General features: G+C 61.4%; 22 protein-coding genes (1 of these 22 running past the window's edge). 8 read left to right on the top strand and 14 right to left on the bottom strand.

Annotated features, from left to right (window positions below; genetic code table 11):
• From msrQ to mrcB, 9 genes are all read right to left on the bottom strand, one after another.
• On the bottom strand, positions 1-344 hold the 5' portion of the coding sequence (msrQ, locus tag NPS58_RS07785) for a protein-methionine-sulfoxide reductase heme-binding subunit MsrQ (protein WP_274114859.1). Its footprint begins 277 nt before the window's first position; only the first 344 of its 621 coding nucleotides appear in the window; the start codon lies at positions 342-344; its stop codon lies beyond the left edge, outside the window.
• Complete coding sequence (msrP, locus tag NPS58_RS07780) at positions 344-1357, bottom strand: protein-methionine-sulfoxide reductase catalytic subunit MsrP (protein ID WP_274114857.1); 1014 nt, start codon at positions 1355-1357, stop codon at positions 344-346. The genes msrQ and msrP overlap by 1 nt, the downstream gene beginning before the upstream one ends.
• A 63-nt stretch (positions 1358-1420) precedes the next feature.
• Positions 1421-2278: a CDP-diacylglycerol--serine O-phosphatidyltransferase gene (gene pssA / locus NPS58_RS07775; RefSeq protein ID WP_274114855.1), complete on the bottom strand. Its 858-nt coding sequence runs from the start codon at positions 2276-2278 to the stop codon at positions 1421-1423.
• A gap of 146 nt (positions 2279-2424) precedes the next feature.
• Positions 2425-3441 (bottom strand): ketol-acid reductoisomerase, encoded by a 1017-nt coding sequence (gene ilvC / locus NPS58_RS07770; protein ID WP_028944489.1) that lies wholly within the window; start codon positions 3439-3441, stop codon positions 2425-2427.
• A gap of 51 nt (positions 3442-3492) precedes the next feature.
• Positions 3493-3984 carry an acetolactate synthase small subunit gene (gene ilvN / locus NPS58_RS07765; RefSeq protein WP_028944490.1) on the bottom strand — a complete coding sequence of 164 codons (492 nt, stop codon included), beginning with the start codon at positions 3982-3984 and terminating at the stop codon, positions 3493-3495.
• A gap of 2 nt (positions 3985-3986) precedes the next feature.
• The gene (locus NPS58_RS07760; RefSeq protein ID WP_274114852.1) at positions 3987-5711 is read right to left on the bottom strand and encodes an acetolactate synthase 3 large subunit; all 1725 of its coding nucleotides are present in this window, start codon (positions 5709-5711) and stop codon (positions 3987-3989) included.
• 422 nt (positions 5712-6133) lie between these two features.
• The gene (locus NPS58_RS07755; RefSeq protein ID WP_274114850.1) at positions 6134-6463 is read right to left on the bottom strand and encodes a YqcC family protein; all 330 of its coding nucleotides are present in this window, start codon (positions 6461-6463) and stop codon (positions 6134-6136) included.
• Positions 6463-7215 carry a tetratricopeptide repeat protein gene (locus NPS58_RS07750; RefSeq protein ID WP_274114848.1) on the bottom strand — a complete coding sequence of 251 codons (753 nt, stop codon included), beginning with the start codon at positions 7213-7215 and terminating at the stop codon, positions 6463-6465. The genes NPS58_RS07755 and NPS58_RS07750 overlap by 1 nt, the downstream gene beginning before the upstream one ends.
• 20 nt (positions 7216-7235) lie before the next feature.
• Complete coding sequence (gene mrcB, locus NPS58_RS07745) at positions 7236-9557, bottom strand: penicillin-binding protein 1B (protein ID WP_274114846.1); 2322 nt, start codon at positions 9555-9557, stop codon at positions 7236-7238.
• A 117-nt stretch (positions 9558-9674) separates the two neighbouring features.
• On the opposite strand from mrcB, the gene NPS58_RS07740 reads away from it, so the two are divergent.
• The 3 genes from NPS58_RS07740 to NPS58_RS07730 all read left to right on the top strand — a co-directional run bounded on the left by NPS58_RS07740 (position 9675) and on the right by NPS58_RS07730 (position 12120).
• Complete coding sequence (locus tag NPS58_RS07740; protein WP_274114844.1) at positions 9675-11237, top strand: AAA family ATPase; 1563 nt, start codon at positions 9675-9677, stop codon at positions 11235-11237.
• Positions 11238-11341: 104 nt separating this feature from the next.
• Positions 11342-11689 (top strand): pentapeptide repeat-containing protein, encoded by a 348-nt coding sequence (locus tag NPS58_RS07735; RefSeq protein WP_274114842.1) that lies wholly within the window; start codon positions 11342-11344, stop codon positions 11687-11689.
• 158 nt (positions 11690-11847) lie between these two features.
• Complete coding sequence (locus tag NPS58_RS07730) at positions 11848-12120, top strand: TfoX/Sxy family protein (protein ID WP_028944497.1); 273 nt, start codon at positions 11848-11850, stop codon at positions 12118-12120.
• Positions 12121-12305: 185 nt separating this feature from the next.
• On the opposite strand, the gene NPS58_RS07725 is transcribed toward NPS58_RS07730, so the two are convergent.
• From NPS58_RS07725 to NPS58_RS07715, 3 genes are read right to left on the bottom strand one after another with little or no spacing between them, the layout of a single operon-like run.
• The gene (locus tag NPS58_RS07725) at positions 12306-13073 is read right to left on the bottom strand and encodes a heme ABC transporter ATP-binding protein (protein ID WP_274114839.1); all 768 of its coding nucleotides are present in this window, start codon (positions 13071-13073) and stop codon (positions 12306-12308) included.
• Complete coding sequence (locus NPS58_RS07720) at positions 13073-14056, bottom strand: FecCD family ABC transporter permease (protein WP_274115379.1); 984 nt, start codon at positions 14054-14056, stop codon at positions 13073-13075. The genes NPS58_RS07725 and NPS58_RS07720 overlap by 1 nt, the downstream gene beginning before the upstream one ends.
• A 50-nt stretch (positions 14057-14106) precedes the next feature.
• Complete coding sequence (locus NPS58_RS07715; RefSeq protein WP_274114837.1) at positions 14107-14973, bottom strand: heme/hemin ABC transporter substrate-binding protein; 867 nt, start codon at positions 14971-14973, stop codon at positions 14107-14109.
• A 152-nt stretch (positions 14974-15125) separates the two neighbouring features.
• Between NPS58_RS07715 and NPS58_RS07710 the strand changes: the two genes are divergently transcribed.
• Entirely contained in the window at positions 15126-15443 is a 318-nt protein-coding gene (locus NPS58_RS07710; RefSeq protein WP_274115378.1) for a Rieske (2Fe-2S) protein, read from the top strand.
• Here NPS58_RS07710 and sfsA read toward each other — a convergent pair.
• Entirely contained in the window at positions 15436-16146 is a 711-nt protein-coding gene (gene sfsA, locus NPS58_RS07705) for a DNA/RNA nuclease SfsA (protein WP_274114835.1), read from the bottom strand. The two genes, NPS58_RS07710 and sfsA, sit on opposite strands and share 8 nt — an antisense overlap.
• Positions 16146-17318, bottom strand: coding sequence for a pyridoxal phosphate-dependent aminotransferase (locus tag NPS58_RS07700; RefSeq protein WP_274114833.1), 1173 nt, complete (start codon positions 17316-17318; stop codon positions 16146-16148). The genes sfsA and NPS58_RS07700 overlap by 1 nt, the downstream gene beginning before the upstream one ends.
• A 211-nt stretch (positions 17319-17529) precedes the next feature.
• Here NPS58_RS07700 and dksA point away from each other — a divergent pair, with 211 nt between their 5' ends.
• From dksA to NPS58_RS07680, 4 genes are all read left to right on the top strand, one after another.
• Complete coding sequence (gene dksA / locus NPS58_RS07695; RefSeq protein ID WP_274114831.1) at positions 17530-17976, top strand: RNA polymerase-binding protein DksA; 447 nt, start codon at positions 17530-17532, stop codon at positions 17974-17976.
• A 77-nt stretch (positions 17977-18053) separates the two neighbouring features.
• On the top strand, positions 18054-18941 hold the full coding sequence (gluQRS, locus tag NPS58_RS07690; RefSeq protein WP_274115377.1) for a tRNA glutamyl-Q(34) synthetase GluQRS: 888 nt from the start codon (positions 18054-18056) through the stop codon (positions 18939-18941).
• A gap of 161 nt (positions 18942-19102) precedes the next feature.
• A complete protein-coding gene (locus NPS58_RS07685) occupies positions 19103-19279 on the top strand; it encodes a hypothetical protein (RefSeq protein ID WP_003250005.1) in 177 nt (58 codons plus the stop codon).
• A complete protein-coding gene (locus NPS58_RS07680; RefSeq protein ID WP_274114829.1) occupies positions 19263-22217 on the top strand; it encodes a sensor histidine kinase in 2955 nt (984 codons plus the stop codon). Before NPS58_RS07685 ends, NPS58_RS07680 begins: the two co-directional genes overlap by 17 nt.
• The last annotated feature ends 12 nt before the right edge of the window (positions 22218-22229 follow it).

The raw sequence follows: 22229 nt of genomic DNA, 5'->3' as shown, positions 1-22229 counted from the left end.
CCAACAATGATATAGGGCCGCTTGCTCAGCTCCACGCCCAATTGTCCCCAGTCCAGCCCGAGAACGAACACCATGTAGGCGCTGATGTGCATCACTATATAAGCAAAGCACCACAACCCCAGCTGCCGACGCGAAACTATCCACCCCGCCCAACCGGTCAGTCGCTGCAGCGGCGTCATGGACAAGGTTATGAGCAGGAAGATCAGCGCACCCAGCCCCAGCCGATCGACCAGGAGCTTGCCGGGGTCAGGACCCAGCGCATTCATTGCTGCCTCATACAGCCACCAAAGCGGCCAGATGCAGGCCAGGATGAAGATACCCAGGCGAAACAGTGGATAGCGCATCAGTAGTTCTTCCGCAGATCAAGGCCGCTATACAGCCCCGCCACTTCCTCGGCGTAACCGTTGAACATCTGGGTAGTACGCACGTTCGGACTGAACAGGCCACTGGGCAGCCGCCGCTCACGCGCCTGCGTCCAACGAGGATGATCGACTTCGGGATTGACGTTGGCATAGAAGCCGTACTCTTCAGGCGCTATGGCTTGCCAGGTGGTACGCGGCTGCTCCGCCACCAGACTGATGCGCACAATGGACTTGATGCTCTTGAACCCATACTTCCACGGCACCACCAACCGTAGCGGCGCACCGTTCTGATTGGGCAGCTCGCGCCCATACATGCCCACTGCCAATATCGCCAACGGGTTCATCGCTTCGTCCAGGCGCAGCCCCTCTACATACGGCCAGTCGATCAAGGCAAAGGTGGAGCGCTGCCCCGGCATGCTCGAAGGGTCCTGCAGGGTTTCGAAACGAATGAATTTAGCCTTGGAAGTCGGCTCCACCTGTTTGAGCACTGCAGACAAAGGGAAGCCCAGCCAGGGAATGACCATCGACCAGGCCTCGACGCAGCGCAGCCGATAGATTCGCTCCTCCAGCTGATAGGGATGGATGAAGTCTTCCAGCGCATAGCGCCCTGGCTTGCCCACCTCTCCATCGACCACGACGGTCCAGGGTTGCGTCTTGAGACTGCCGGCATTTTCCGCCGGGTCGCCCTTGTCGGCACCGAACTCATAGAAGTTGTTGTAGTGGGTAGCGTCTTTATAAGGTGTGATCGCTTCCCCCGGCGCGGTCACCGCCTGCCAGCGAGTGGAAGCCAGCTTGTCACTGAACCAGGCTGGCGCCGCTCCAGCCTCGACATCTGCATAACGTGACATTTCAGCGGCATCGACCCAGCGAGGCAATGCCGAAGCCGCCAGCGTAGCGACAGAACCACCGAGCAATGCTCGGCGCGAAAGATAGAGGGATTCAGGAGTGACGTCCGACGCTTTGCAGTCGGAAGCTTTGGACAGCTTGATAAGCATGGTGGCTCCGTAGAACTGGAGGACTGATGCACCAGTTGACTACGGAGCCCGAGCGAAATTACATCACTCGACGTTTTTCCGGCGGCGAATGCGCAGCAGGTACTGCACGGGGCCGGATGCCGCGTAACCAAGGAACACCAGCAGCAGAATGCGCGGTGGATCACTGAAGACTACCGCGAACACCAGTACCACCGCGAGGATCGCTACGAACGGTACGCGCCCCTTGAGATCCAGCTCCTTGAAGCTGTTGTACTTGATGTTGCTGACCATCAGCATGCCCGCCGCGGCCACCAGCAAGGCAACCAGGAACGAGAGTTTCGAGCCCTGGATACCGTAGTCGCTGAAAGCCCAGACCGTACCGGCCACCACACCTGCGGCCGCCGGGCTGGCAAGACCGATGAAGTAACGCTTGTCGGCAGTACCGACCTGGGTATTGAAGCGCGCCAGACGCAGTGCAGCACCAGCGACATAGATAAAGGCGACCATCCAGCCGACCTTGCCCATGTCACCGAGCGCCCAACCGAAGGCCAGCAGTGCAGGAGCCACACCAAAGGCAACCATGTCCGACAGCGAGTCATACTCGGCGCCGAAAGCACTTTGGGTGTTGGTCATGCGAGCCACGCGGCCATCGAGGCCGTCGAGGACCATGGCCACGAAAATCGCGATGGCAGCAAAGGCGAAGTATTTGCTCGCTTCGCGCGGATCACCGGCACTCAGGGCTGCCTGGGCGCTCATGGAGTTGATGATGGAATAGAAACCGGCGAACAGGTTCGCAGTGGTGAAGAGATTGGGCAGCAGATAGATGCCGCGATGCCGAACCTTGCGTCCTTCGGCGTCATGCCCTTCTTCAACATGCTCATCGATCGGTAGCAGGCTTTCGGCGTCAGAGGCCTTGTTCGGCTCTTCGGGACGTTCGCTCATTGACATTACCTTGCAACGGTGTGGAAAGTTTCGACAGAGGTCTGCGACGAGGGTTCACCGGCAGACGATGAAGCTTTATACCAGATGCTGACCGCCTAAACGAAAAAACGCGGCCGAAGCCGCGTTTTCATCGCATCAAGCCAGAATCAGTTCTTGGCCTTGTCAACGATCTTGTTGGCTGCGATCCAAGGCATCATCGAGCGCAGTTGCTCGCCGATGACTTCGATGCCGTGAGCGGCGTTGTTACGACGCTTGGCGGTCATCGAAGGGTAGCCGGTAGCACCTTCGCTGATGAACATCTTGGCGTATTCGCCGTCCTGGATGCGCTTGAGTGCATTGCGCATGGCCTGACGGGATTCGGCGTTGATGACTTCCGGGCCGGTCACGTACTCGCCGTACTCGGCGTTGTTGGAGATCGAGTAGTTCATGTTGGCGATACCGCCTTCGTACATGAGGTCAACGATCAGCTTCAGTTCGTGCAAGCACTCGAAGTAAGCCATTTCTGGCGCGTAGCCGGCTTCAACCAGGGTTTCGAAACCGGCCTTGACCAGTTCGACGGTACCGCCGCACAGAACAGCCTGCTCACCGAACAAGTCGGTTTCGGTCTCGTCCTTGAAGGTGGTTTCGATGATACCGGTACGGCCGCCACCAACGCCTGCAGCGTAGGACAGGGCGACGTTCTTGGCGTTGCCCGAAGCGTCCTGGTAGATAGCGATCAGGTCAGGGATACCACCGCCTTTGACGAACTCGGAGCGTACGGTGTGACCTGGCGCTTTTGGCGCGATCATGATCACGTCCAGGTCAGCGCGTGGCACAACCTGGTTGTAGTGGATGGCGAAGCCGTGGGAGAAGGCCAGGGTAGCGCCCTTCTTGATGTTCGGCTCGACTTCGGTCTTGTACAGCTGGGACTGGAACTCGTCCGGGGTCAGGATCATGACCAGGTCGGCACCCGCAACAGCAGTTGCCACGTCGGCAACTTTCAGGCCGTGGGCCTCTGCCTTGGCAACGGTGGCCGAACCTTTACGAAGACCGACAGTGACATCCACACCGGAGTCCTTCAGGTTGCACGCTTGGGCGTGACCCTGGGAACCATAACCGATGATGGCAACTTTCTTGCCCTGGATGATCGAAAGGTCGCAGTCTTTATCGTAGAAAACTTTCATGAACATACCCCTGTTATCTCGGCCCGATAGGGCCATCGCTAATTTTTTGAGTTAGATGCTGAGCACTTTGTCGCCACGGGCAATGCCGGTGACGCCACTGCGCACTGTTTCGAGAATGGACGCGGTACCGATTGCCTGAATGAAGCTGTCAAGCTTGTCGCTGGCGCCAGTCAGCTGGACGGTGTAGACGCTGCTGCTGACATCGACGATCTGCCCACGGTAGATATCCGTGGTGCGCTTGATCTCGGCACGCTGTGCGCCCGTGGCCTTGACCTTTACCAGCATCAACTCACGTTCGATATGCGCGCTTTCCGAGAGGTCGACAAGCTTCACGACTTCAACCAGCTTGTTCAGGTTTTTGGTGATCTGCTCGATCACCTCATCATGACCGACCGTGGTCAACGTCAGACGCGACAGGGTCGGGTCTTCGGTCGGCGCTACGGTCAGGCTTTCGATGTTGTAGTTACGCTGCGAGAACAGACCCACCACGCGAGACAAGGCACCGGGTTCGTTTTCCAACAGCAGGGAAATAATGTGCCGCATGATTAGGTACGCTCCGTCTTGCTCAGCCACATGTCGCGCATGGAACCGTCTTTGATCTGCATCGGGTAGACGTGTTCGCTGTTGTCGACCTGGATGTCGATGAACACCAGGCGGTCCTTCATGGCGAACGCCTCCTCGAGCTTGGGCTTGAGGTCCTTCAGACTGGTGATGCGAATGCCCACGTGGCCATAGGCTTCAGCCAATTTGACGAAGTCAGGCAGCGACTCCATATAGGAGTGCGAGTGACGGCTGTTGTAGGACATGTCCTGCCATTGGCGGACCATACCCAATACACCGTTGTTCAGGTTGACGATCTTAACCGGCAGGTCGTACTGCAGGCAGGTCGACAGTTCCTGGATGTTCATCTGGATGCTGCCCTCGCCGGTAACACAGGCAACGTCCTGGTCCGGGAAGTTCAGCTTGATGCCCATGGCCGCCGGGAAACCGAAGCCCATGGTGCCCAGGCCGCCGGAGTTGATCCAGCGATTGGGTTTGTTGAAGCGGTAGTACTGCGCCGCGAACATCTGGTGCTGGCCCACGTCGGAGGTGACGAAAGCATCGCCTTTGGTCACTTCGCACAGGGTTTCGATCACCGTCTGCGGCTTGATTACGCTGCCATCGCCCTTGTTGTAAGGGAACATGTCGCGATCACCACGCCACTCTTCGATCTGTTTCCACCACGCATCGATGGCCGCCTTTTCAGGCTGCTCGCCGATTTCGCGCAAGGTCGCGACCATTTCGGTCAAGACGCTGTCGACCGGACCGACAATCGGTACGTCGGCCTTGATGGTCTTGGAGATCGACGCCGGGTCGATGTCGATGTGGATAACTTTGGCGTTCGGGCAGAACTTTGCCGGACCGTTGACCACGCGATCGTCAAAACGCGCACCGACAGCAAAAATCACGTCGGCATGATGCATGGCCAGGTTGGCGGTATAGCTGCCGTGCATGCCGAGCATGCCGAGGAACTGGCGATCGGTACCCGGATAGCCCCCCAACCCCATCAGAGTGTTGGTGACCGGCAGGTTGAGCATCTGGGCGATCTCGGTCAGGGCTTCGGAGCCGCCGCCGAGAATCACGCCGCCACCGGCATAAACCACTGGGCGCTTGGCGGCCAGGAGCATTTCGGCAGCCTTGCGGATCTGCCCCGAATGACCACGAACAGCCGGGCTGTAGGAACGCATCTTGACCTTTTTGGGGTAGACGTATTCGAACTTTTCCGCCGGGTTGGTCATGTCTTTCGGGATGTCGACGACAACCGGGCCTGGACGGCCGGATTGAGCCAGGTAGAACGCTTTTTTCAGGACTTCCGGGATTTCCGATGCATGCTTGATCATGAAGCTGTGCTTCACGATCGGCCGGGAGATACCGATCATGTCGGTTTCCTGGAAGGCATCGGTACCGACCATGGTGCTGGGCACCTGGCCAGAGAGAATCACCATCGGAATGGAGTCCATGTACGCGGTGGCAATGCCGGTGATGGCATTGGTCGCACCAGGACCCGAGGTCACCAGTACCACACCGGCCTTGCCGGTGGCACGGGCATAACCGTCCGCCATATGGGTAGCGGCCTGCTCGTGACGAACCAGGATGTGATTGACTTCCGGTTCTTTGAACAGGGCATCGTAAACATGCAGGAGAGCACCACCAGGGTACCCGTAGATGTGCTTAACGCCTTCGTCACGCAAAAAGCGGACGACCATCTCAGCGCCAGATAAAAGCTCCACGTTGTTCACCTCTAAAACGCCAGAATACCGCCCACGGTGGACGGGTCTTAATAGGTTTACTGCCAAGCAGAGCATGAGCGACGGAATCGCCGACTACGTCAGCACTGACTGAGCAAGTATTGGGAGCGCCCCAAAGTGTTGCGGGGTTTTCCCACCCAGCGCGAGGTAACGCGTTGCGGGGTGTAACAGGTCGGCGCGGGTGTGCGCCTCATGATCTGCTTAGCGGGTCTGCTTCTGGCAGTCCCTCTACAGCGGAATCTGGATTCTTGTGATTCGGCGCGCGCAAGTCAAGAAAAATTATTGCCAATTTTTCCAAAGGACGATCAACAGCCACCATTAATGCCAATAGCTGCAGCAGAAAAACAAACATTACAAAGAAAAAGAGCCACAATCTGTGGCTCCAAGGGGTAAAAGAGGGAAATTCAGGCAGATGGACTAATCAATTGGTCAAATTCTGCTAGTAGCCTGCGCAGCTCGCGACTTTCCTCCGGGCGGTCTACGTATACCGTTTCAGCCATGACCAGGATGCCAGAAGCGTTTGGCAGCGGCAGGCCCTTTTCGAGAATCTCTTTCATTCTCGGCAGGAAGATCCATTGCAACCACTGATCGAAGCTCATGCTGTCGACGGCAAACGGCACCGTGCTCGCCAACGCCTGGGCGGTGGGGGCAACGTCACTCCACCAGCCCTGGGCATGTAGCTCGTGCTCGATGAGCAGCAGGTGATCTGCGATATCCAGAATGCGCGGATCCATTACAGGTTGACCTGAGCTTTCTGCCGCGCCAGCGCCGCGCCTGCCGAGTCGCCCTGCTTATCGCGTGCCTGGGCAATGATGTTCCACAGCCCCGCCTGCAGGTCTGGACGGCCGTTGGCATAGGTCAGCGCGCGTCGAGCCAGTTGCTCCGACTGGGCTGCATCCCCTTGGGCCAGGCGGACCTGAGCCAGGCGATAGAGCACCTGCGGCTCGCGAGGGGCAATGCGCTGGGCACGCTCAAGGCTTGACGAGGCACCGTTGTAGTCGCCACTGCCCTGCTGTTGCTGGGCGGTAGTCAACAGCGCCAGCACGGGGCCATCGAGTTGCTCGTCAGCCGACAGGCCACCACTGGTTGCCCCGCTACGCGGAATTCCGCTCGGAGCGCTGGGCGCCGTGCTTGGCAGGGTGTAACTGCCCGCGTTCGCCGAACCACTGGTGTAAGGCGCCGAACTCACCGGGCCCGGCGTAATCGGACCGGTCGAGATCGGTGCAGCCGCCGTCGAGGCCGGGAACGTCTGGATCGGTGCTGCGCCCGCTCCTTGCGGGACCATCACGGTGACACCGGAGTCCTGAGGGACAGCCTGGGCCTGGCGGGTGCCCGCATTGACCTGGGCACCCCGTGAGGCTGATACACGATCACTGTTGGAGACGCGAGTGCTCGAATCGACCACAGGAATTGAGCCACGCTGTACGCTGGCGCAACCGTTGAGCAAAGCCAGTGCCGTCAAGGCAGGAATCCACCACTTGTTCACTTCACACCCTCTTTGCCTGCTTAGTTCATCCAGCCCTTGACCCAGTCCATCACGGACTCGGCGGGATCCTGCGTGCCACCACAGGCGGCGCCGGCAGGGGGCTCACTGCCGCGAATATACGGCATCTGTACTGCGCCCGGGCAACTGGCATCGGAACCTTGCCCGGTGTGTGGATCGACCCACGCCTGAACCACGTTGTCTGGCAATGGCATGTCCAGCGGTAGCGGGTCGGCCTTGCGCATGAAACTGGTCCATACCTGCAGGGCACCGGTGGCGCCGGTGAACGGCGTCTTGCCGTTATCGTCGCGGCCCAGCCAGACCACCGCCAGCAAGTCCTGGCTGAACCCTGCGAACCAGCTGTCGCGAGAATCGTTACTGGTACCGGTCTTGCCCGCCAGGGTCAGGGAGCTTGGCAGCACGCTGTAGACCGAACGCCCAGTGCCTTCGCGCATCACCCGCTGCATGGCGTTCTGCACCAGATAGATAGCCCCCGGATCGAAGGTCTGCTGGATCTGGAACGGGTATCGCTTGAGCGGCTCGCCTTCGGCAGTCAACACACTGCGGATGCCGCGCATCGGCGTATTGAAGCCGCCATTGGCCAGGGTCTGGTACATGGTCGCCACCTGCATCGGCGACATGCCACCGGCACCGAGCAGCATCGACGGGAATGCGGGCCAGTCGACGCTCACACCCAGACGCCCAATAGTTTTGAGCACATTCGGCACGCCCAGTTCCAGGCCCAGCTTGGCCGTCGAAAGGTTGTAGGAGTTCGCCAGGCCTTGATACAGATAAATGGTGCCGTGGGAGCGGCGATCATAGTTCTGTGGCCGCCAGACCTGGCCGTCGCCGCCCTTGACTGCAAATGGCTCGTCCTGGACCCAGGTGGTCAGGGTGTATTTGCTCGGCTTTTCCAGGGCGGTCAGGTAGACCGCCGGCTTGACCAACGAACCGATCGGCCGCACGGCATCAATGGCACGGTTGAATCCGGCAAAGCCTGCCTGGCGACTGCCGATCAGTGCCTGCACCTCACCGGTTTCCGGGTTGGTCACCACCATTGCGGCTTCGACTTCATCGGCACCTTTGCGTCCGGCGAGACGCTTGAAGGTCTCGGACATCGCCGCTTCGGACTTCATCTGCAGGATCGGGTCGAAACTGGTGAAGATACGCAGGCCTTCTTCGGTCAAGTCTTCGTCACGGTAGTCCTGGCGCAGCTGACGCTTCACAAGGTCAAGAAACCCCGGGAAAGAACTGTCGGCCAGGCTGCCGCGCTTGGTCACGCCCAGCGGCATCTTCTTCGCGGCGGCGACCGCCTCTGGTGTCGCGACGCCCTGCTCGGCCAGCAAGTCGAGCACCAGGTTGCGTCGCACGGTGGCGCGCTCCGGATAACGACGCGGGTTGTAGTAGGACGGCCCCTTGACCATGCCCACCAGCAACGCCACCTGATGCAGTTTCAGTTCAGACAGCGGCTGACTGAAGAAGAACTGGCTGGCCAGGCCGAAACCGTGCACCGCGCGCTGGCCATCCTGGCCGACGAATACCTCGTTGAGGTACGCCTCGAGAATTTCGCGCTTGTCGTAGTGCAGTTCCAGCAGCAAGGCCATCATCGCTTCGGTGAGCTTGCGACTGAGGCTGCGTTCATTGGTCAGGTAGAAGTTCTTGACCAACTGCTGGGTCAGGGTACTACCGCCCTGGCGCATGGCACCCGACGAAGTGTTGACCCAGACAGCCCGGGCAATCGACTTGGGGGAGACGCCGAAGTGACTGTAGAAGTCGCGGTCTTCGACGGCGACCAGGGTTTCGAGAAGGTACGGCGGCACCTGGTCGAGCTTGATCAGGATCCGGTCCTCCAGGTTCTTGGGGTACAGGCCACCAATCAGCAACGGCTCCAGTCGTACCACATCAAGTTTGGAACCGTTGGCGCCGCTCAGGCCCGCCACATAGTCGCCGGAGAAACGCACGCGCACTGCCTGCGCCTGCTCCATGCCCTCATAGAATTGGAAGCCGCGGGTGTTCAGGTCAACGGTATTGCCGCTGACGGCAGCGGCACCCGGGCCGTTGGCGACGCTCTCGCGGCGATAACCCAGGGCATCGAGTTCAATGAGAAAATCGCTCTTGCTGAGCTTCTGCCCGACGAACAGCTCCAACGGCCGGGCATATACCTTGGCCGGGATGGTCCAGCGCTTGCCAGAGAATTTCTCCTGGACCACAGCATCGAGGTAAATGGCGAAGCCGGCCAGCACCACAAGGCCAACCAGACTGAGCTTGATGGCCCAGCCCAGCCAGGCGCTAGAGCGGCCAGACGGGCGTTTTTTCGGGGTACGGGGGGATCGGGTACGAGTCATGGCGGCGGATTATACGCACTTTATTGATCGTCGACAGGCGCCCTCCGGCGGTTTGCACCAGCCTCGCTTGCCGCCATAATGGCCGATTCGAATCTCCACGACCCCTAAGGATCGCCCGTGAGCCAAGCCTTGATCACCGCGTTGCAAAACCCCGCCCTGTTTCCCCATCCGGTCAAGCAATTCCAGGTGATCGAAACTCACATTTCCTGGGTGCTCCTGACGGGCGACTATGCCTACAAGATCAAGAAGCCGATGAATTTCGGTTTCCTGGACTTCACCGAACTGTCCGCACGCAAGCACTTCTGCGCCGAGGAACTGCGCCTGAACCAACGCCTGACCGAGGGCCTGTACCTGGAAGTGCTGCCGATTACCGGTAGCGCCGAAGCGCCACAGCTGGCCGGCGATGGCGAGCCTATCGAGTACGCAATCAAGATGCGCCAGTTCCCACAGGACCAGATGCTCAGCACCCTGCAGGCAAACGGCGAACTGACTGCCGAGCACATCGACCAGATGGCCCGGCAGATTGCCGAATTTCACCTGCAGGCGCCAAAAGTGGCTGTCGAGCACCCATTGGGTACTCCTGACAGCGTCATGGCGCCGGTGGAGCAGAACTTCGAGCAGATCCGCCCGTTCCTTTCCGACAAGGCCGACCTGCAACAGCTCGACGCATTGCAAGCCTGGGCCCAGGATAGTTTCAAGCGCCTGCACAGCTTGCTCGAAACGCGCAAGGCCGAAGGCTTCATTCGTGAGTGCCACGGCGACATCCACCTGGGCAATGCCACCCTGATCGACGGCAAGGTGGTGATCTTCGACTGCATCGAGTTCAACGAGCCGTTCCGCCTGACCGATGTCTATGCCGACACCGCCTTCCTGGCCATGGACCTGGAAGACCGGGGCCTGAAGTCGCTATCGCGCCGCTTCATCAGCCAGTACCTGGAACTCACCGGCGACTATGCCGGCCTCGAACTGCTGAACTTCTACAAGGCTTACCGGGCGCTGGTACGGGCCAAGGTTGCCCTGTTCAGCATGCCGGCCAACGCCGATGCGGTGCAGCGCGCCACCACCCTGCGCACCTACCGCAACTATGCCAACCTGGCTGAAAGCTACAGCGCCATTCCATCGCGTTTCCTGGCGATCACCCATGGCGTTTCTGCCGTGGGCAAGAGCCACGTGGCCATGCGCCTGGTCGACGCCCTGGGGGCTATCCGCCTGCGTTCGGATGTAGAGCGCAAGCGCATGTTCGGTGAGCAGGCCAGCGCCAGCGCAGGTCAACTGCAGACAGGCATCTACAGTGAAGACGCCAACCAGGCCACCTACCAGCGCCTGCACCAACTGGCCGAAACCATCCTGCGCGCCGGGTTCCCGGTTGTCATCGACGCCACCTACCTCAAGCAGGCCCAGCGTCAGGCTGCCGCCGGTGTCGCCAGCGAGACCGGCGTGCCGTTCCTGATCCTGGACTGCAATGCTCCGGAGGCGGTCATTGCCAGCTGGCTGGCCCAGCGCCAGACTGACAAGAACGACCCATCGGATGCCACCCTGGAGGTGATCAAGGCTCAGCAAATCAGCCGCGATCCGCTCAGCGCCGAAGAAGTACTGCAGAGCAAGCGGGTGGAAACCAACGAAAGCGGCAGCCTCGACCTGCTGGTCAAGCAGATCCGCCAGCGCCTGCCAGGGCTCTGACCCTCCCCAAGCGTGAAGCAGTCGACACTTCACGCTTGAACCCGAACGCCTCCACGATGATGGCACTATAGTGTCATCATCGAGTTCCACAGGGAGGCGCCTTCATGAATCAGCCACGGCAATTGGACAGCGCGCTGTATGCGCTGGTGCATGACGAACAGATCGCCCACTTCAACCGCGAGAAGCCCAAGGACGCCAGCATCGACTTTCGTGGCGGTGACTTTCGGGGGCTGGACCTGCGCGAACTGGACACCACTGGCATCGACTTCAGCGATGCCTATTTTCGCGCCGCCGACCTGCGCGGGCTGGACCTTCGCCATAACGGCCTGGAAGGTGCGAGCCTGGCTCATGCGCAAATTTCCGGCACCTACTTCCCCAGCGAACTGAGCGCCGACGAGATTCTCATGTCGGTCAATTTCGGCACACGGCTGCGCTATCGCACTCGCTCGTAACCCTGAACGCCCCGCCGGGCGTGGCCTGGCGGGGCGTTTGTGGCTACCCGTCGGCACCCGATGGCAAAACGCCGCGTATTCTGGAAGTGCCGCTACACTGCTCATTGACCTGCCAGCGATTCCCTCTCAAGACCGTTCAGCCGTCGCAAGGAGGCTTGATGAACGATGAACTCCAGCATCTGAAAAATCTTGGCAAGACTTCTGCGCAGTGGCTGCATGCGGTCGGTATCCACAGTGCTTCGGATCTTCGTCGGCTTGGCGCGGTGAATGCCTACCAGGCCGTACGCACCCGCGGCTTCCGGGCCTCGAAGGTGCTGCTCTACGCAATCGAAGGTGCCCTGCTCGACATGCACTGGAACGACATTCCCCCTGAACGCAAGGAAGCGCTCAACCAACAACTGGATGCCAAGACCCCGAGAAAAAATAATTGAAAATAGACGGGTACAACGATTGACATCGAAATGAGAATCGTTATGATTATCACAACTGGTCGCGAGACTGGTTGGGTAACCTGAAAGCCCCTGGTTCGGACTCTCAGATTATCTCCTCATCAGGCTAATCACGGTTATTGACCCGGCAGTTTTGCCGGGTCTTTTTTTGCCTGCGTTTTGTTCGCTCAGCGGGCGATGATCAGCGGATGCCCCCGCTCCGGATGCCGCTGCACCAGCACATCAATACCGAACACCGACTTGAGCGACTCAGGCTGCAACGCCTGGTCGGGGGTGTCCAGGGCGTGCATGCGACCCTGTTCGAGCAACAGGATCCGGTCGCAGTAACGTGCCGCCAGGTTAAGGTCATGCAATATGACCAGCACCGCCGCGCCACGATCTGCGAATGCACGCACGGCCTGCAAGGTGGTGTGCTGGTGCAAGGGATCGAGCATTGACGTCGGCTCGTCGAGCAGCAGCGTCCTCCCCTCCTCTCCCGGCCACAGCTGCGCCAGCACCCGCGCCAGGTGAACCCGTTGGCGCTCACCTCCCGACAATGCCAGATAGTTGCGCCCGACCAGGTGCCGGGCATCGGCGGCCTGCAGCGCAGCGTCGACAATCTGCTGGTCATGGAGCAGGCCCGTACGGTGCGGCAGGCGCCCCATGCCGACCACGTCCTCGACCTTGAACGCGAACCCAAGGCTGGATATCTGCGGCAACACCGCAAGACGCTGGGCACGCTCCTGGCCAGGCCAGTACGACAGGTCCCTGCCATCCAGGGTCACGCGCCCCTGACTGGCGCTCAATTCGCCGCACAGTGCCCCGAGCAGGCTGCTTTTACCGGCACCATTGGGGCCAAGCACACCCAGCACCTGAAAGGGCTGCACCGCCAGGCTGATATCACTGAGCACCTGATTGCGACCTCGTTGCAGGAACAGGTTCTCGACACTGAGCATCAGGTACGCCCCCGCAGCAACAGGTAGAGGAAAAACGGTGCGCCGATAAAAGCGGTGACGATACCGATCGGCAACTCGGCAGGCGCCAGCGCCAGTCGCGCTATCAAGTCGGCAAACAGCAGCAGTGCCGCCCCCGCCAACAGCGAGGCCGGCAGCAGCACCCGATGATCGGGGCCAGACAACAGGCGCACCAAATGCGGCACCACCAGCCCGATGAAGCCGATCAGGCCGGCAGCCGCCACCGCTGCCCCGACACCCAGCGCGGTACAGAACACCAGTTCGCGCTTGAGGGCCTCGACCTCAATGCCCAGGTGCCTCGCCTCAGATTCGCCCAGCAACAAGGCATTCAGGGCCTGGGCCCGACGCGGAAGCCACAAAACAATACCGACGGCGACCATCACCAGCGGCCACAGCCGCTCATAGCTGGCACCGTTGAGACTGCCCAGGTTCCAGAAAGTTAGTGTGCGCAGGGTGGCGTCGTCGGCCAGGTAGGTGAACAGGCCCACCACGGAGCTGGCCAGCGCCGTCAAGGCGATGCCGGCCAGCAGCATGGTAGCGACGCTGGTCTGACCATGGCGCCGTCCCAGGCGATAGACCAGGGCTGTCACACCCAGGCCACCGAGAAAGGCAAAGATCGACAACAAGTAGGGTGAAAAGGCTTCGGGGATACCGCCCAGCCAGCTACTGCCGACAATCGCCACCGCCGCACCGAGCGCCGCGCCACTGGATACCCCCACCAGGCCAGGGTCGGCCAGCGGATTACGAAACAGACCTTGCATGGCCACCCCGGACAACGCCAGCACCGCCCCGACCGTCAGGCCGAGCAAGGTGCGCGGCAGGCGAATCTGGCCGAGGATGAGCTCGGCCTGATCAAGGCCGTCCCCGCCAATCGGCATGCCCAGCAGTCGCAGGCCCGCGCGCAGCGTATCGAACAACGGCAAGCTCACCGGCCCCAGCGCCAGGGACAACCCCACCGCCAGCAGGCACAGCAGCGCCAGGGCGACGAACAGCGTCCTAGGTTTGATCAGCTGATTCATTGGGCTGTGGGGTAAAAGGCTAGCGAGAGATGCTGCAAGGTGCTCGGCAGGCGCGGCCCCAGGCCGCCCACCAGCAAGGTTGGGTCAAGCTCTACCAGTCGTCCTGCTCGAGCAGCCTTCGAGGCCTTCAAGGCTGGGTTCTCCTTGAGCAGTGCCTGCATGGCCTGTTCGCCACTGAGACTGCGATCGGCAAACACCAGCACGTCCGGGTTCAACGCAGCCAAGGCCTCGACCGAGAAGTTCTTGTAGCCGTCGTTGTCGGCCAGGTTACGCGCGCCAGCCTGCTTGAGCAGCCAGTCACCGGCGGTGCCCTTGCCTGCAATCATTGGCTTGGCGCCAGCATGGCCGACCAGCAGGATCACCCCTGGGGCCGGCTGCCGGGCCTGAACCTGCTTGAGCTTATCTTGCAGGTCATCGAGTTGCTGGCGGTACTCGACGTAGGCCTGCTCGGCCTGCGCTTCGTTACCGAGCAACCGCCCCAGGTGCTTGAGATTGGATTCCACCGCCTGCAGATCGGCCTTGCTGGAAAACAGCTCGACCTTGACCCCCGCCCCACGAATCTGTGCCAGCACCGGCGGCGGGCCCATTTCTTCGGTTCCGACCAGTACATCAGGGCGGAGGCTCAGAACCCCTTCGGCCGATAACTGACGCTGATAGCCGATACTGGGCAAGGCCTTGAGCGACTCGGGATGCTGACTCGTGGTATCGACCCCGACCAGGCGCTTTTCACCGCCCAGCGCCGTCACCCATTCGCTCAGTGCCCCGCCGGCGCTGACCCAGCGCTGCGGCAAGGTTTCGGCATAGGCGAAGCTTGTGAACACAAGACCCATACACAGGCTGATCAGGCTGGCACTTCGGCGCATAACGGACTTCCTGGGGAAAGGGGCGGTATCCGAGTGGATAACACAGGGCGCCACGGGTTATAAAGCGTCCGACGCGGCGTATTCGAACAATTTGATAATTGTTTGCATTTGAACGTCAAGCGAACACCGTGACCCAGGTAACTCCCCTCGCCATGCACTTTCTTTGTTTACCCAACGAACTGGGCGAAGGCCAAAGCCGTGGCTTTGTCCTCGACGATACCGCTCTGTTCGCCGTTCGCCGCGCAGGCACGGTGTACCTGTACCAGAATCGCTGCCCCCATCGCGGCATCCCGTTGAACTGGGAGCCGGACCAATTCCTCGACAGCAGCGCCAGCCTGATCACGTGCTGCCGGCATGGCGCGCTGTTTCTGATCGAGTCGGGTGAATGTGTGGCCGGGCCCTGTGCCGGCGACCACCTGACTGCCCTGGCGTGCCGGGAAGACAGCCAGGGCATATGGCTGATCAGCTGAGCAATACGGGCAGTGGCCGGTCGATGTAGATCTGCTCGCCGTCGATGTGGGTGCCATACGCCAGCACCTCGACGCCATCCGCCACCGCAGCGCGCAAGGCTGTGGCATAGGCCGCATCGATTTCCCCGGCAGGGCGTACCGCCTCGATGCCGCTGAGATTCACACAGTACAGTTGCACCGCCCTCACGCCTTGACGCGCCAACGCCGCCAGTTCACGCAGGTGCTTGGCGCCGCGCTGGGTCACCGCGTCCGGGAAGGCAGCTACGGCCGAGTCGGCGTACCCCAGGGTCACGCTCTTGACCTCGACATAGGCCGGCCCCTGGGCATAGTCCAGGCGAAAATCCACCCGGCTACGCTCCTCGCCGTAGGCAACTTCGCGCTTGAGCCCGGTAAACCCGGCCAGCTCACTGATGCGTCCGGCGAGCAACGCTTCTTCGACCAGGGCGTTGGCGCGTCCGGTATTCACACAGGCCAGCCGCCCCTGGGGAGTCTCACTGATTTCCCAGGTGCCCGGCAGCTTGCGCTTGGGATCACTGGAGCGGCTGAACCACACCTGCCCGCCTTCGACCATGCAATTGAACATCGAGCCCGTATTGGGGCAATGGATTGTGATCTGCTCGCCGCAAGGCAGTTCGATGTCGGCCAGGAAGCGTTTGTAGCGGCGTAGCAGGCGAGCGCTTTCGAGGGTTGGAGTAAAACGCATCAGCCTTGCCAGCTCCGCAAGCCACGGGCAATCCGCTCTACTGCTTCCTGCAGTCGCGGCAAGCTCTGGGTATAGGCAAAGCGCACGTGATGCCCCGCGAGGTGGCGACCGAAATCCAGACCCGGGGTGAACGCGACATGTTCGGTTTCAAGGAAATGCTGGCAAAACGCAAAGGCATCACCGCCAAAGGCGCTGATGTCGGCGTACAGGTAGAACGCCCCTTGCGGCTCCACGGCAATGCCGAAGCCCAGCTCGCGCAAGGCTGGCAGCAGGAGGTCGCGGCGAAGCGCGAACTCGGCGCGGCGCTCTTCGAGAATGGCCAGGGTCTGTGGTTCGAAGCATGCCAGCGCCGCATGCTGAGCCATGCTCGGGGCACTGATATAGAGATTCTGTGCGAGCTTCTCAAGATCGCCCACCGCCTCGGGAGGCGCCACCAGCCAGCCAAGGCGCCAGCCGGTCATGCCGAAATACTTGGAAAAACTATTAAGGACGAAGGCGTGGTCATCGACTTCCAGCACGCTGGCAGCGTCCAGCCCGTAGGTAAGCCCGTGGTAAATCTCGTCGACAACCAAGTGCCCACCATGGGCACGGGTGGCCGCAGACAGGCCTGCCAGCTCGGAGCGGTCCAGCACGGTACCGGTCGGGTTGGCCGGAGATGCCACCAGGGCACCGACGGTGTCGTTGTCCCAGTAGCGCTCGACCAGATCGGCTGTCAGTTGATAGTTGACCTCAGGTCCCACCGGCACCAACTGCGCGCCGCCTTCGACCAGGCGCAAAAAGTGCCGGTTGCAGGGGTAGCCCGGGTCTGCCAGCAACCAGTGCTTGCCTGGGTCCACCAGCAGACTGCTGGCCAGCAGCAAGGCGCCGGAGCCACCGGGGGTGATGAGGATGCGCTGGGGGTCGATGTCCAGTGCGTAGCGCTGGTGGTAGAAGCCCGCAATGGCTTCTCGCAAGGCCGGCAAGCCGCGCGCGGCGGTATAGCGTGTGTGCCCGGCAGCCAGCGCGGCCTGACCGGCCTCGACGATGGGGGCGGCGGTGGTGAAGTCCGGCTCGCCGATTTCCAGGTGAATCACATCACGGCCGCTGGCTTGCAGCTCATTGGCGCGCGCCAGCAGGGCCATGACGTGGAAGGGTTCTATGGCGCGGCTGCGCGCACTGTAGGACTGGGCCATCAGCCTTCTCTCAAATGGGTCTAGAATATTGATTCTACCCATGTGCCGGAGCGAACGTGTGGCTAAACCTGCTGTCAACCACGAAGACAACCGGGAGTAGCGCGCCCCGATTCGATCTGGTAAGTTCGGCGGCTCGCAGTCGCAGGGCCGGCGGGCGCCGGAGATGGAGCAGCCTGCGCAATGGATTAGAAGAGTGAGAGGCGGTCTATTCATGTCCACCCAAGAAAAGCAACAAAGCAGTCAACTCGTTCGCGGCTTCGAACCCTACAAAGAAACCAAGGGTGAGGAGTACATGGGTGCCCCCATGCGCAAACATTTCACCACGCTCCTTCAGAAGTGGAAGAAAGAGCTGATGGAAGGTGTGGACGCGACTGTGGACCACATGAAAGACGAGGCAGCCAACTTCCCGGACCCGGCCGATCGCGCCAGCCAGGAAGAAGAGTTTGCCCTTGAGCTGCGTAATCGCGATCGCGAACGCAAGCTGATCAAGAAAATCGACAAGACTCTGCAACTGATCGAGGACGAAGAGTACGGCTGGTGCGAAAGCTGCGGTGTGGAGATCGGTATCCGCCGCCTGGAAGCCCGTCCGACTGCCGACCTCTGCTACGACTGCAAGACCTTGGCGGAAATCAAGGAAAAGCAGGTCGGCAAGGCCTGATCCGACCAGAACGGGGCGCTCAAGGCGCCCCGCTTCATTTATAGCTGTACCGATTGTCTCGTACCCTCGCCATGAGCATGAACAACCCTCGCTACATCGGGCGCTTCGCCCCAACCCCAAGTGGATTCCTGCATTTCGGCTCGCTGGTCGCGGCCTTGGCCTCCTGGCTCGATGCGCGCGCCGCCGGCGGGCAGTGGCTGCTGCGCATGGAAGACATCGACCCACCACGCGAAGCCCCCGGCGCCCAGGCCGCCATCCTGCACACCCTGGAAAGCTACGGACTGGAGTGGGATGGTGAGGTGGTCTATCAAAGCCGGCGCCACGACGCCTATGCCGAAGTGGTCGAGCGCCTGTTCCGGCAGGGACTAGCCTACGCGTGCACCTGCTCGCGCAAGCAGCTTGAGGGCTACCACGGCATCTACCCAGGCCTGTGCCGCAACCTCGGCCATGCCCAGCAGGATGCCGCCATTCGCCTGCGCGTACCGGAACTTACCTACCGGTTCGAAGACCGCGTACAGGGCACTTTCGAACAACACCTGGGCCGTGAAGTGGGCGACTTTGTCATTCGCCGCCGCGACGGACTCTACGCCTATCAACTGGCCGTCGTGCTGGATGATGCCTGGCAAGGGGTGACCGATATCGTGCGCGGCGCCGACCTGCTGGACAACACGCCACGCCAGCTCTACCTGCAGGAGCTGCTGGGCCTGTCGCAACCTCGCTACCTGCACGTGCCGCTGATCACCCAGCCCGATGGGCACAAGCTGGGCAAAAGCTACCGTTCCGCGCCCTTGCCTGCCGAGCAAGCGACCCCGTTGATCCTGCGTGCCCTGCGCGCCCTGGGCCAGCCCACTGACCCTGCCATGGAACATTCCCGGCCCGCCGAGGTGCTGGCCCATGCGGCCCGGCACTGGAACGCCGACACCCTGCCGCGACGCCTGACCGTGCCGGAAGCGGATTTGCACTAGAGCCGGTGGAAGCGGCTTGCCCCTACAAAGCTCAATAAATTCAAAACTTTGGCTAAAACGCGCAAGGCCGTTTGCAGTCGCCAGCCCATCCGTTACCATCGCCGCAGCCATTTGCGCCAATAATAAGTCCAAGCAGCAGCGCCCTAACCTTTGAGGCCAGCATGTATATCTATCGTTTGGTCCTGCTTCTGGTCGTGGGGATCTACCTGTTCTCCCCGGCCATCATGGACTGGTGGATCGAGCCGACCGGAGCCTGGTATCGCCCTTACCTGCTCTGGCTGATCCTGATCGTCGTGACCTTTATCCTGCAGAGCCAACGTGATGCCGATGAGCTTTAGCCTGACCCAGATGATCCTGATCAGCGCCGCCTACTTGCTGGTGCTGTTCGGCGTGGCCTGGGTCAGCGAACGCGGCATGATCCCGCGCTCGATCATTCGCCACCCGCTGACCTACACCCTGTCGCTGGGGGTCTACGCCAGTGCCTGGGCCTTCTATGGTTCGGTGGGACTGGCGTACCAGTACGGCTATGGATTCCTGGCCTGTTACCTCGGGGTTTCCGGTGCCTTCCTGTTGGCGCCGGTCTTGCTTTATCCGATTCTCAAGATCACCCGCACCTATCAGCTGTCGTCCCTGGCCGACCTGATCGCCTTCCGCTTCCGCAGCACCTGGGCTGGCGCCCTGACCACGGTGTTCATGCTGATCGGCGTGCTGCCCTTGCTGGCGTTGCAGATCCAGGCGGTGGCCGACTCCATCAGCATCCTCACCGGTGAGCCTGTGAAGGCCCGGGTGGCCCTGGCCTTCTGCGCGCTGATCACCCTGTTCACCATCTTCTTCGGCTCTAGGCACATCGCCACGCGGGAAAAGCACGAAGGCCTGGTCTTCGCGATAGCCTTCGAGTCGGTGATCAAGCTCCTGGCCCTGGGCGGCATCGGCCTGTACGCCCTCTATGGCGTGTTCGGTGGTCCGCACCAGCTGGAAGTCTGGCTGCTGCAGAACCAGACCGCCCTGGCCGCACTGCATACGCCATTGCAGGAAGGTCCGTGGCGCACCCTGCTGCTGGTGTTCTTCGCCTCGGCCATCGTCATGCCGCACATGTACCACATGGCCTTTACCGAGAACCTCAACCCGCGCTCGCTGGTCAGCGCCAGCTGGGGCCTACCCCTGTTCCTGCTGCTGATGAGCCTGGCGGTGCCGCTGATTCTCTGGGCTGGCCTGAAGATGGGCGCCAGCACCAGCCCCGAATACTTCACCCTGGGCCTGGGCATCGCCGCCAACAACCAGGCGCTGGCCTTGCTGGCCTATGTCGGTGGCCTCTCCGCCTCCAGCGGCCTGATCATCGTCACCACCCTGGCCTTGTCGGGGATGGCCCTCAACCATCTGGTACTGCCGCTGTACCAACCACCCGCCGAGGGCAACATCTATCGATGGCTGAAGTGGACCCGCCGGGCCTTGATCGTCGCCATCATTGCCGCAGGTTTCGGCTTCTACCTGACCCTGGGCAGCCAGCAGGATCTTGCCAACCTGGGCATTGTCGCCTTCGTTGCCACTCTGCAGTTCTTGCCCGGCGTCCTCTCGGTACTGTATTGGCCCACCGCCAACCGGCGCGGGTTCATCGCCGGTTTGCTGGCCGGGATCCTGGTGTGGATGGTGACCATGTTGCTGCCGCTGGTGGGCAACCTGCAGGGCTTCTACATCCCGCTGCTGAACATGATCTACGTGCTCGACGACACCAGCTGGCACATGGCGGCCATCGCCTCGCTGGCAGCGAACGTGCTGTTGTTCACCCTGATCTCGCTGTTCACCAACGCCAGCAGCGAAGAGGTCAGCGCTGCCGAAGCCTGCGCCGTGGACAACGTGCGTCGGCCCCAGCGGCGCGAGCTGCATGCCGCATCCCCCCAGGAGTTCGCCACGCAGCTGGCCAAGCCCCTGGGAGCCAAGGCAGCACAAAAGGAAGTGGAGCAGGCCCTGCGCGACCTGTACCTGCCCTTCGATGAACGTCGCCCGTATGCACTGCGCCGCCTGCGCGATCGGATCGAAGCCAACCTGTCTGGCCTGATGGGCCCCAGCGTTGCCCAGGACATGGTCGAGACCTTCCTCCCCTACAAGTCCGGTAACGAAAACTATGTCACCGAAGATATCCATTTCATCGAGAGCCGCCTGGAAGACTACCACTCGCGCCTGACCGGCCTTGCCGCCGAGCTGGATGCCCTGCGTCGCTACCACCGCCAGACCCTGCAGGAACTGCCCATGGGCGTCTGCTCGCTGGCCAAGGACCAGGAAATCCTGATGTGGAACAAAGCCATGGAGGAGCTCACCGGCATTGCGGCCAAGCGCGTGGTCGGCTCGCGGCTGACCACCATCGGCGAACCCTGGCGCGGGCTGTTGCTGGGCTTTATCAACGTCCCCGACGAACACCTGCACAAGCAGCGCCTTGGGCTCGATGGCCAGACCCGCTGGCTGAACTTGCACAAGGCCGCCATCGACGAGCCCCTCGCACCAGGCAACAGCGGCCTGGTGATACTGGTCGAGGACCTCACTGAAACTCAGGCCCTGGAAGACAAGCTGGTGCACTCCGAGCGCCTGGCCAGCATCGGTCGCCTGGCCGCTGGCGTCGCCCACGAAATCGGTAACCCGGTCACCGGGATCGCCTGCCTTGCCCAGAACCTGCGCGAAGAACGGGAGGACGATGGCGAGATTACCGAACTGAGCAGCCAGATCCTGGAGCAGACCAAGCGTATCTCGCGCATCGTTCAATCATTGATGAGCTTTGCCCATGCCGGCAGCCACCAGCACAGCGACGAGCCGGTATGCCTGGCCGAAGTGGCACAGGACGCCATCGGTCTGCTGGCCTTGAACCGGCGCAATTTCGAAGTACAGTTCTTCAACCTGTGCGATCCCGAACACTGGGTCGACGGCGACCCGCAACGCCTGGCCCAGGTGCTCATCAACCTGCTCTCCAACGCCCGCGACGCCTCGCCTGCCGGCAGTGCCGTGCGGGTCAAGAGCGAAGCCAGCGAGCATACCGTCGACCTGATCGTCGAGGACGAAGGCAGCGGTATTCCGAAAAACATCATGGATCGGCTGTTCGAACCCTTCTTCACTACCAAGGACCCGGGCGAAGGTACCGGACTGGGGCTTGCTCTGGTCTATTCCATCGTGGAAGAGCATTATGGACAAATCACCATCGACAGCCCGGCCGATACCCAGAGCCAGCGCGGCACCCGGATCCGAGTGACCCTGCCGCGTCATGTCGTAGCGACGTCCGCTGTGAACTGAGACCGTCGAGAG

It is taken from the genome of Pseudomonas putida, assembly GCF_028682455.1.
Taxonomy (GTDB): domain Bacteria; phylum Pseudomonadota; class Gammaproteobacteria; order Pseudomonadales; family Pseudomonadaceae; genus Aquipseudomonas; species Aquipseudomonas putida_AA.
The sequence above is the reverse complement of the archived record's forward strand: the minus strand, read 5'-3'. Positions and strand labels throughout refer to the sequence as shown.

Excerpts from the sequence above, each read along its gene's own strand:
- msrP (WP_274114857.1), bottom strand. The coding sequence starts at position 1,357 with ATGCTTATCAAGCTGTCCAAAGCTTCCGACTGCAAAGCGTCGGACGTC.
- pssA (WP_274114855.1), bottom strand. The coding sequence starts at position 2,278 with ATGAGCGAACGTCCCGAAGAGCCGAACAAGGCCTCTGACGCCGAAAGC.
- ilvC (WP_028944489.1), bottom strand. The coding sequence starts at position 3,441 with ATGAAAGTTTTCTACGATAAAGACTGCGACCTTTCGATCATCCAGGGC.
- ilvN (WP_028944490.1), bottom strand. The coding sequence starts at position 3,984 with ATGCGGCACATTATTTCCCTGCTGTTGGAAAACGAACCCGGTGCCTTG.
- NPS58_RS07755 (WP_274114850.1), bottom strand. The coding sequence starts at position 6,463 with ATGGATCCGCGCATTCTGGATATCGCAGATCACCTGCTGCTCATCGAG.
- mrcB (WP_274114846.1), bottom strand. The coding sequence starts at position 9,557 with ATGACTCGTACCCGATCCCCCCGTACCCCGAAAAAACGCCCGTCTGGC.
- NPS58_RS07735 (WP_274114842.1), top strand. The coding sequence starts at position 11,342 with ATGAATCAGCCACGGCAATTGGACAGCGCGCTGTATGCGCTGGTGCAT.
- NPS58_RS07730 (WP_028944497.1), top strand. The coding sequence starts at position 11,848 with ATGAACGATGAACTCCAGCATCTGAAAAATCTTGGCAAGACTTCTGCG.
- NPS58_RS07725 (WP_274114839.1), bottom strand. The coding sequence starts at position 13,073 with ATGCTCAGTGTCGAGAACCTGTTCCTGCAACGAGGTCGCAATCAGGTG.
- NPS58_RS07715 (WP_274114837.1), bottom strand. The coding sequence starts at position 14,973 with ATGCGCCGAAGTGCCAGCCTGATCAGCCTGTGTATGGGTCTTGTGTTC.
- NPS58_RS07710 (WP_274115378.1), top strand. The coding sequence starts at position 15,126 with ATGCACTTTCTTTGTTTACCCAACGAACTGGGCGAAGGCCAAAGCCGT.
- sfsA (WP_274114835.1), bottom strand. The coding sequence starts at position 16,146 with ATGCGTTTTACTCCAACCCTCGAAAGCGCTCGCCTGCTACGCCGCTAC.
- NPS58_RS07700 (WP_274114833.1), bottom strand. The coding sequence starts at position 17,318 with ATGGCCCAGTCCTACAGTGCGCGCAGCCGCGCCATAGAACCCTTCCAC.
- dksA (WP_274114831.1), top strand. The coding sequence starts at position 17,530 with ATGTCCACCCAAGAAAAGCAACAAAGCAGTCAACTCGTTCGCGGCTTC.
- gluQRS (WP_274115377.1), top strand. The coding sequence starts at position 18,054 with ATGAACAACCCTCGCTACATCGGGCGCTTCGCCCCAACCCCAAGTGGA.
- NPS58_RS07685 (WP_003250005.1), top strand. The coding sequence starts at position 19,103 with ATGTATATCTATCGTTTGGTCCTGCTTCTGGTCGTGGGGATCTACCTG.
- NPS58_RS07680 (WP_274114829.1), top strand. The coding sequence starts at position 19,263 with ATGCCGATGAGCTTTAGCCTGACCCAGATGATCCTGATCAGCGCCGCC.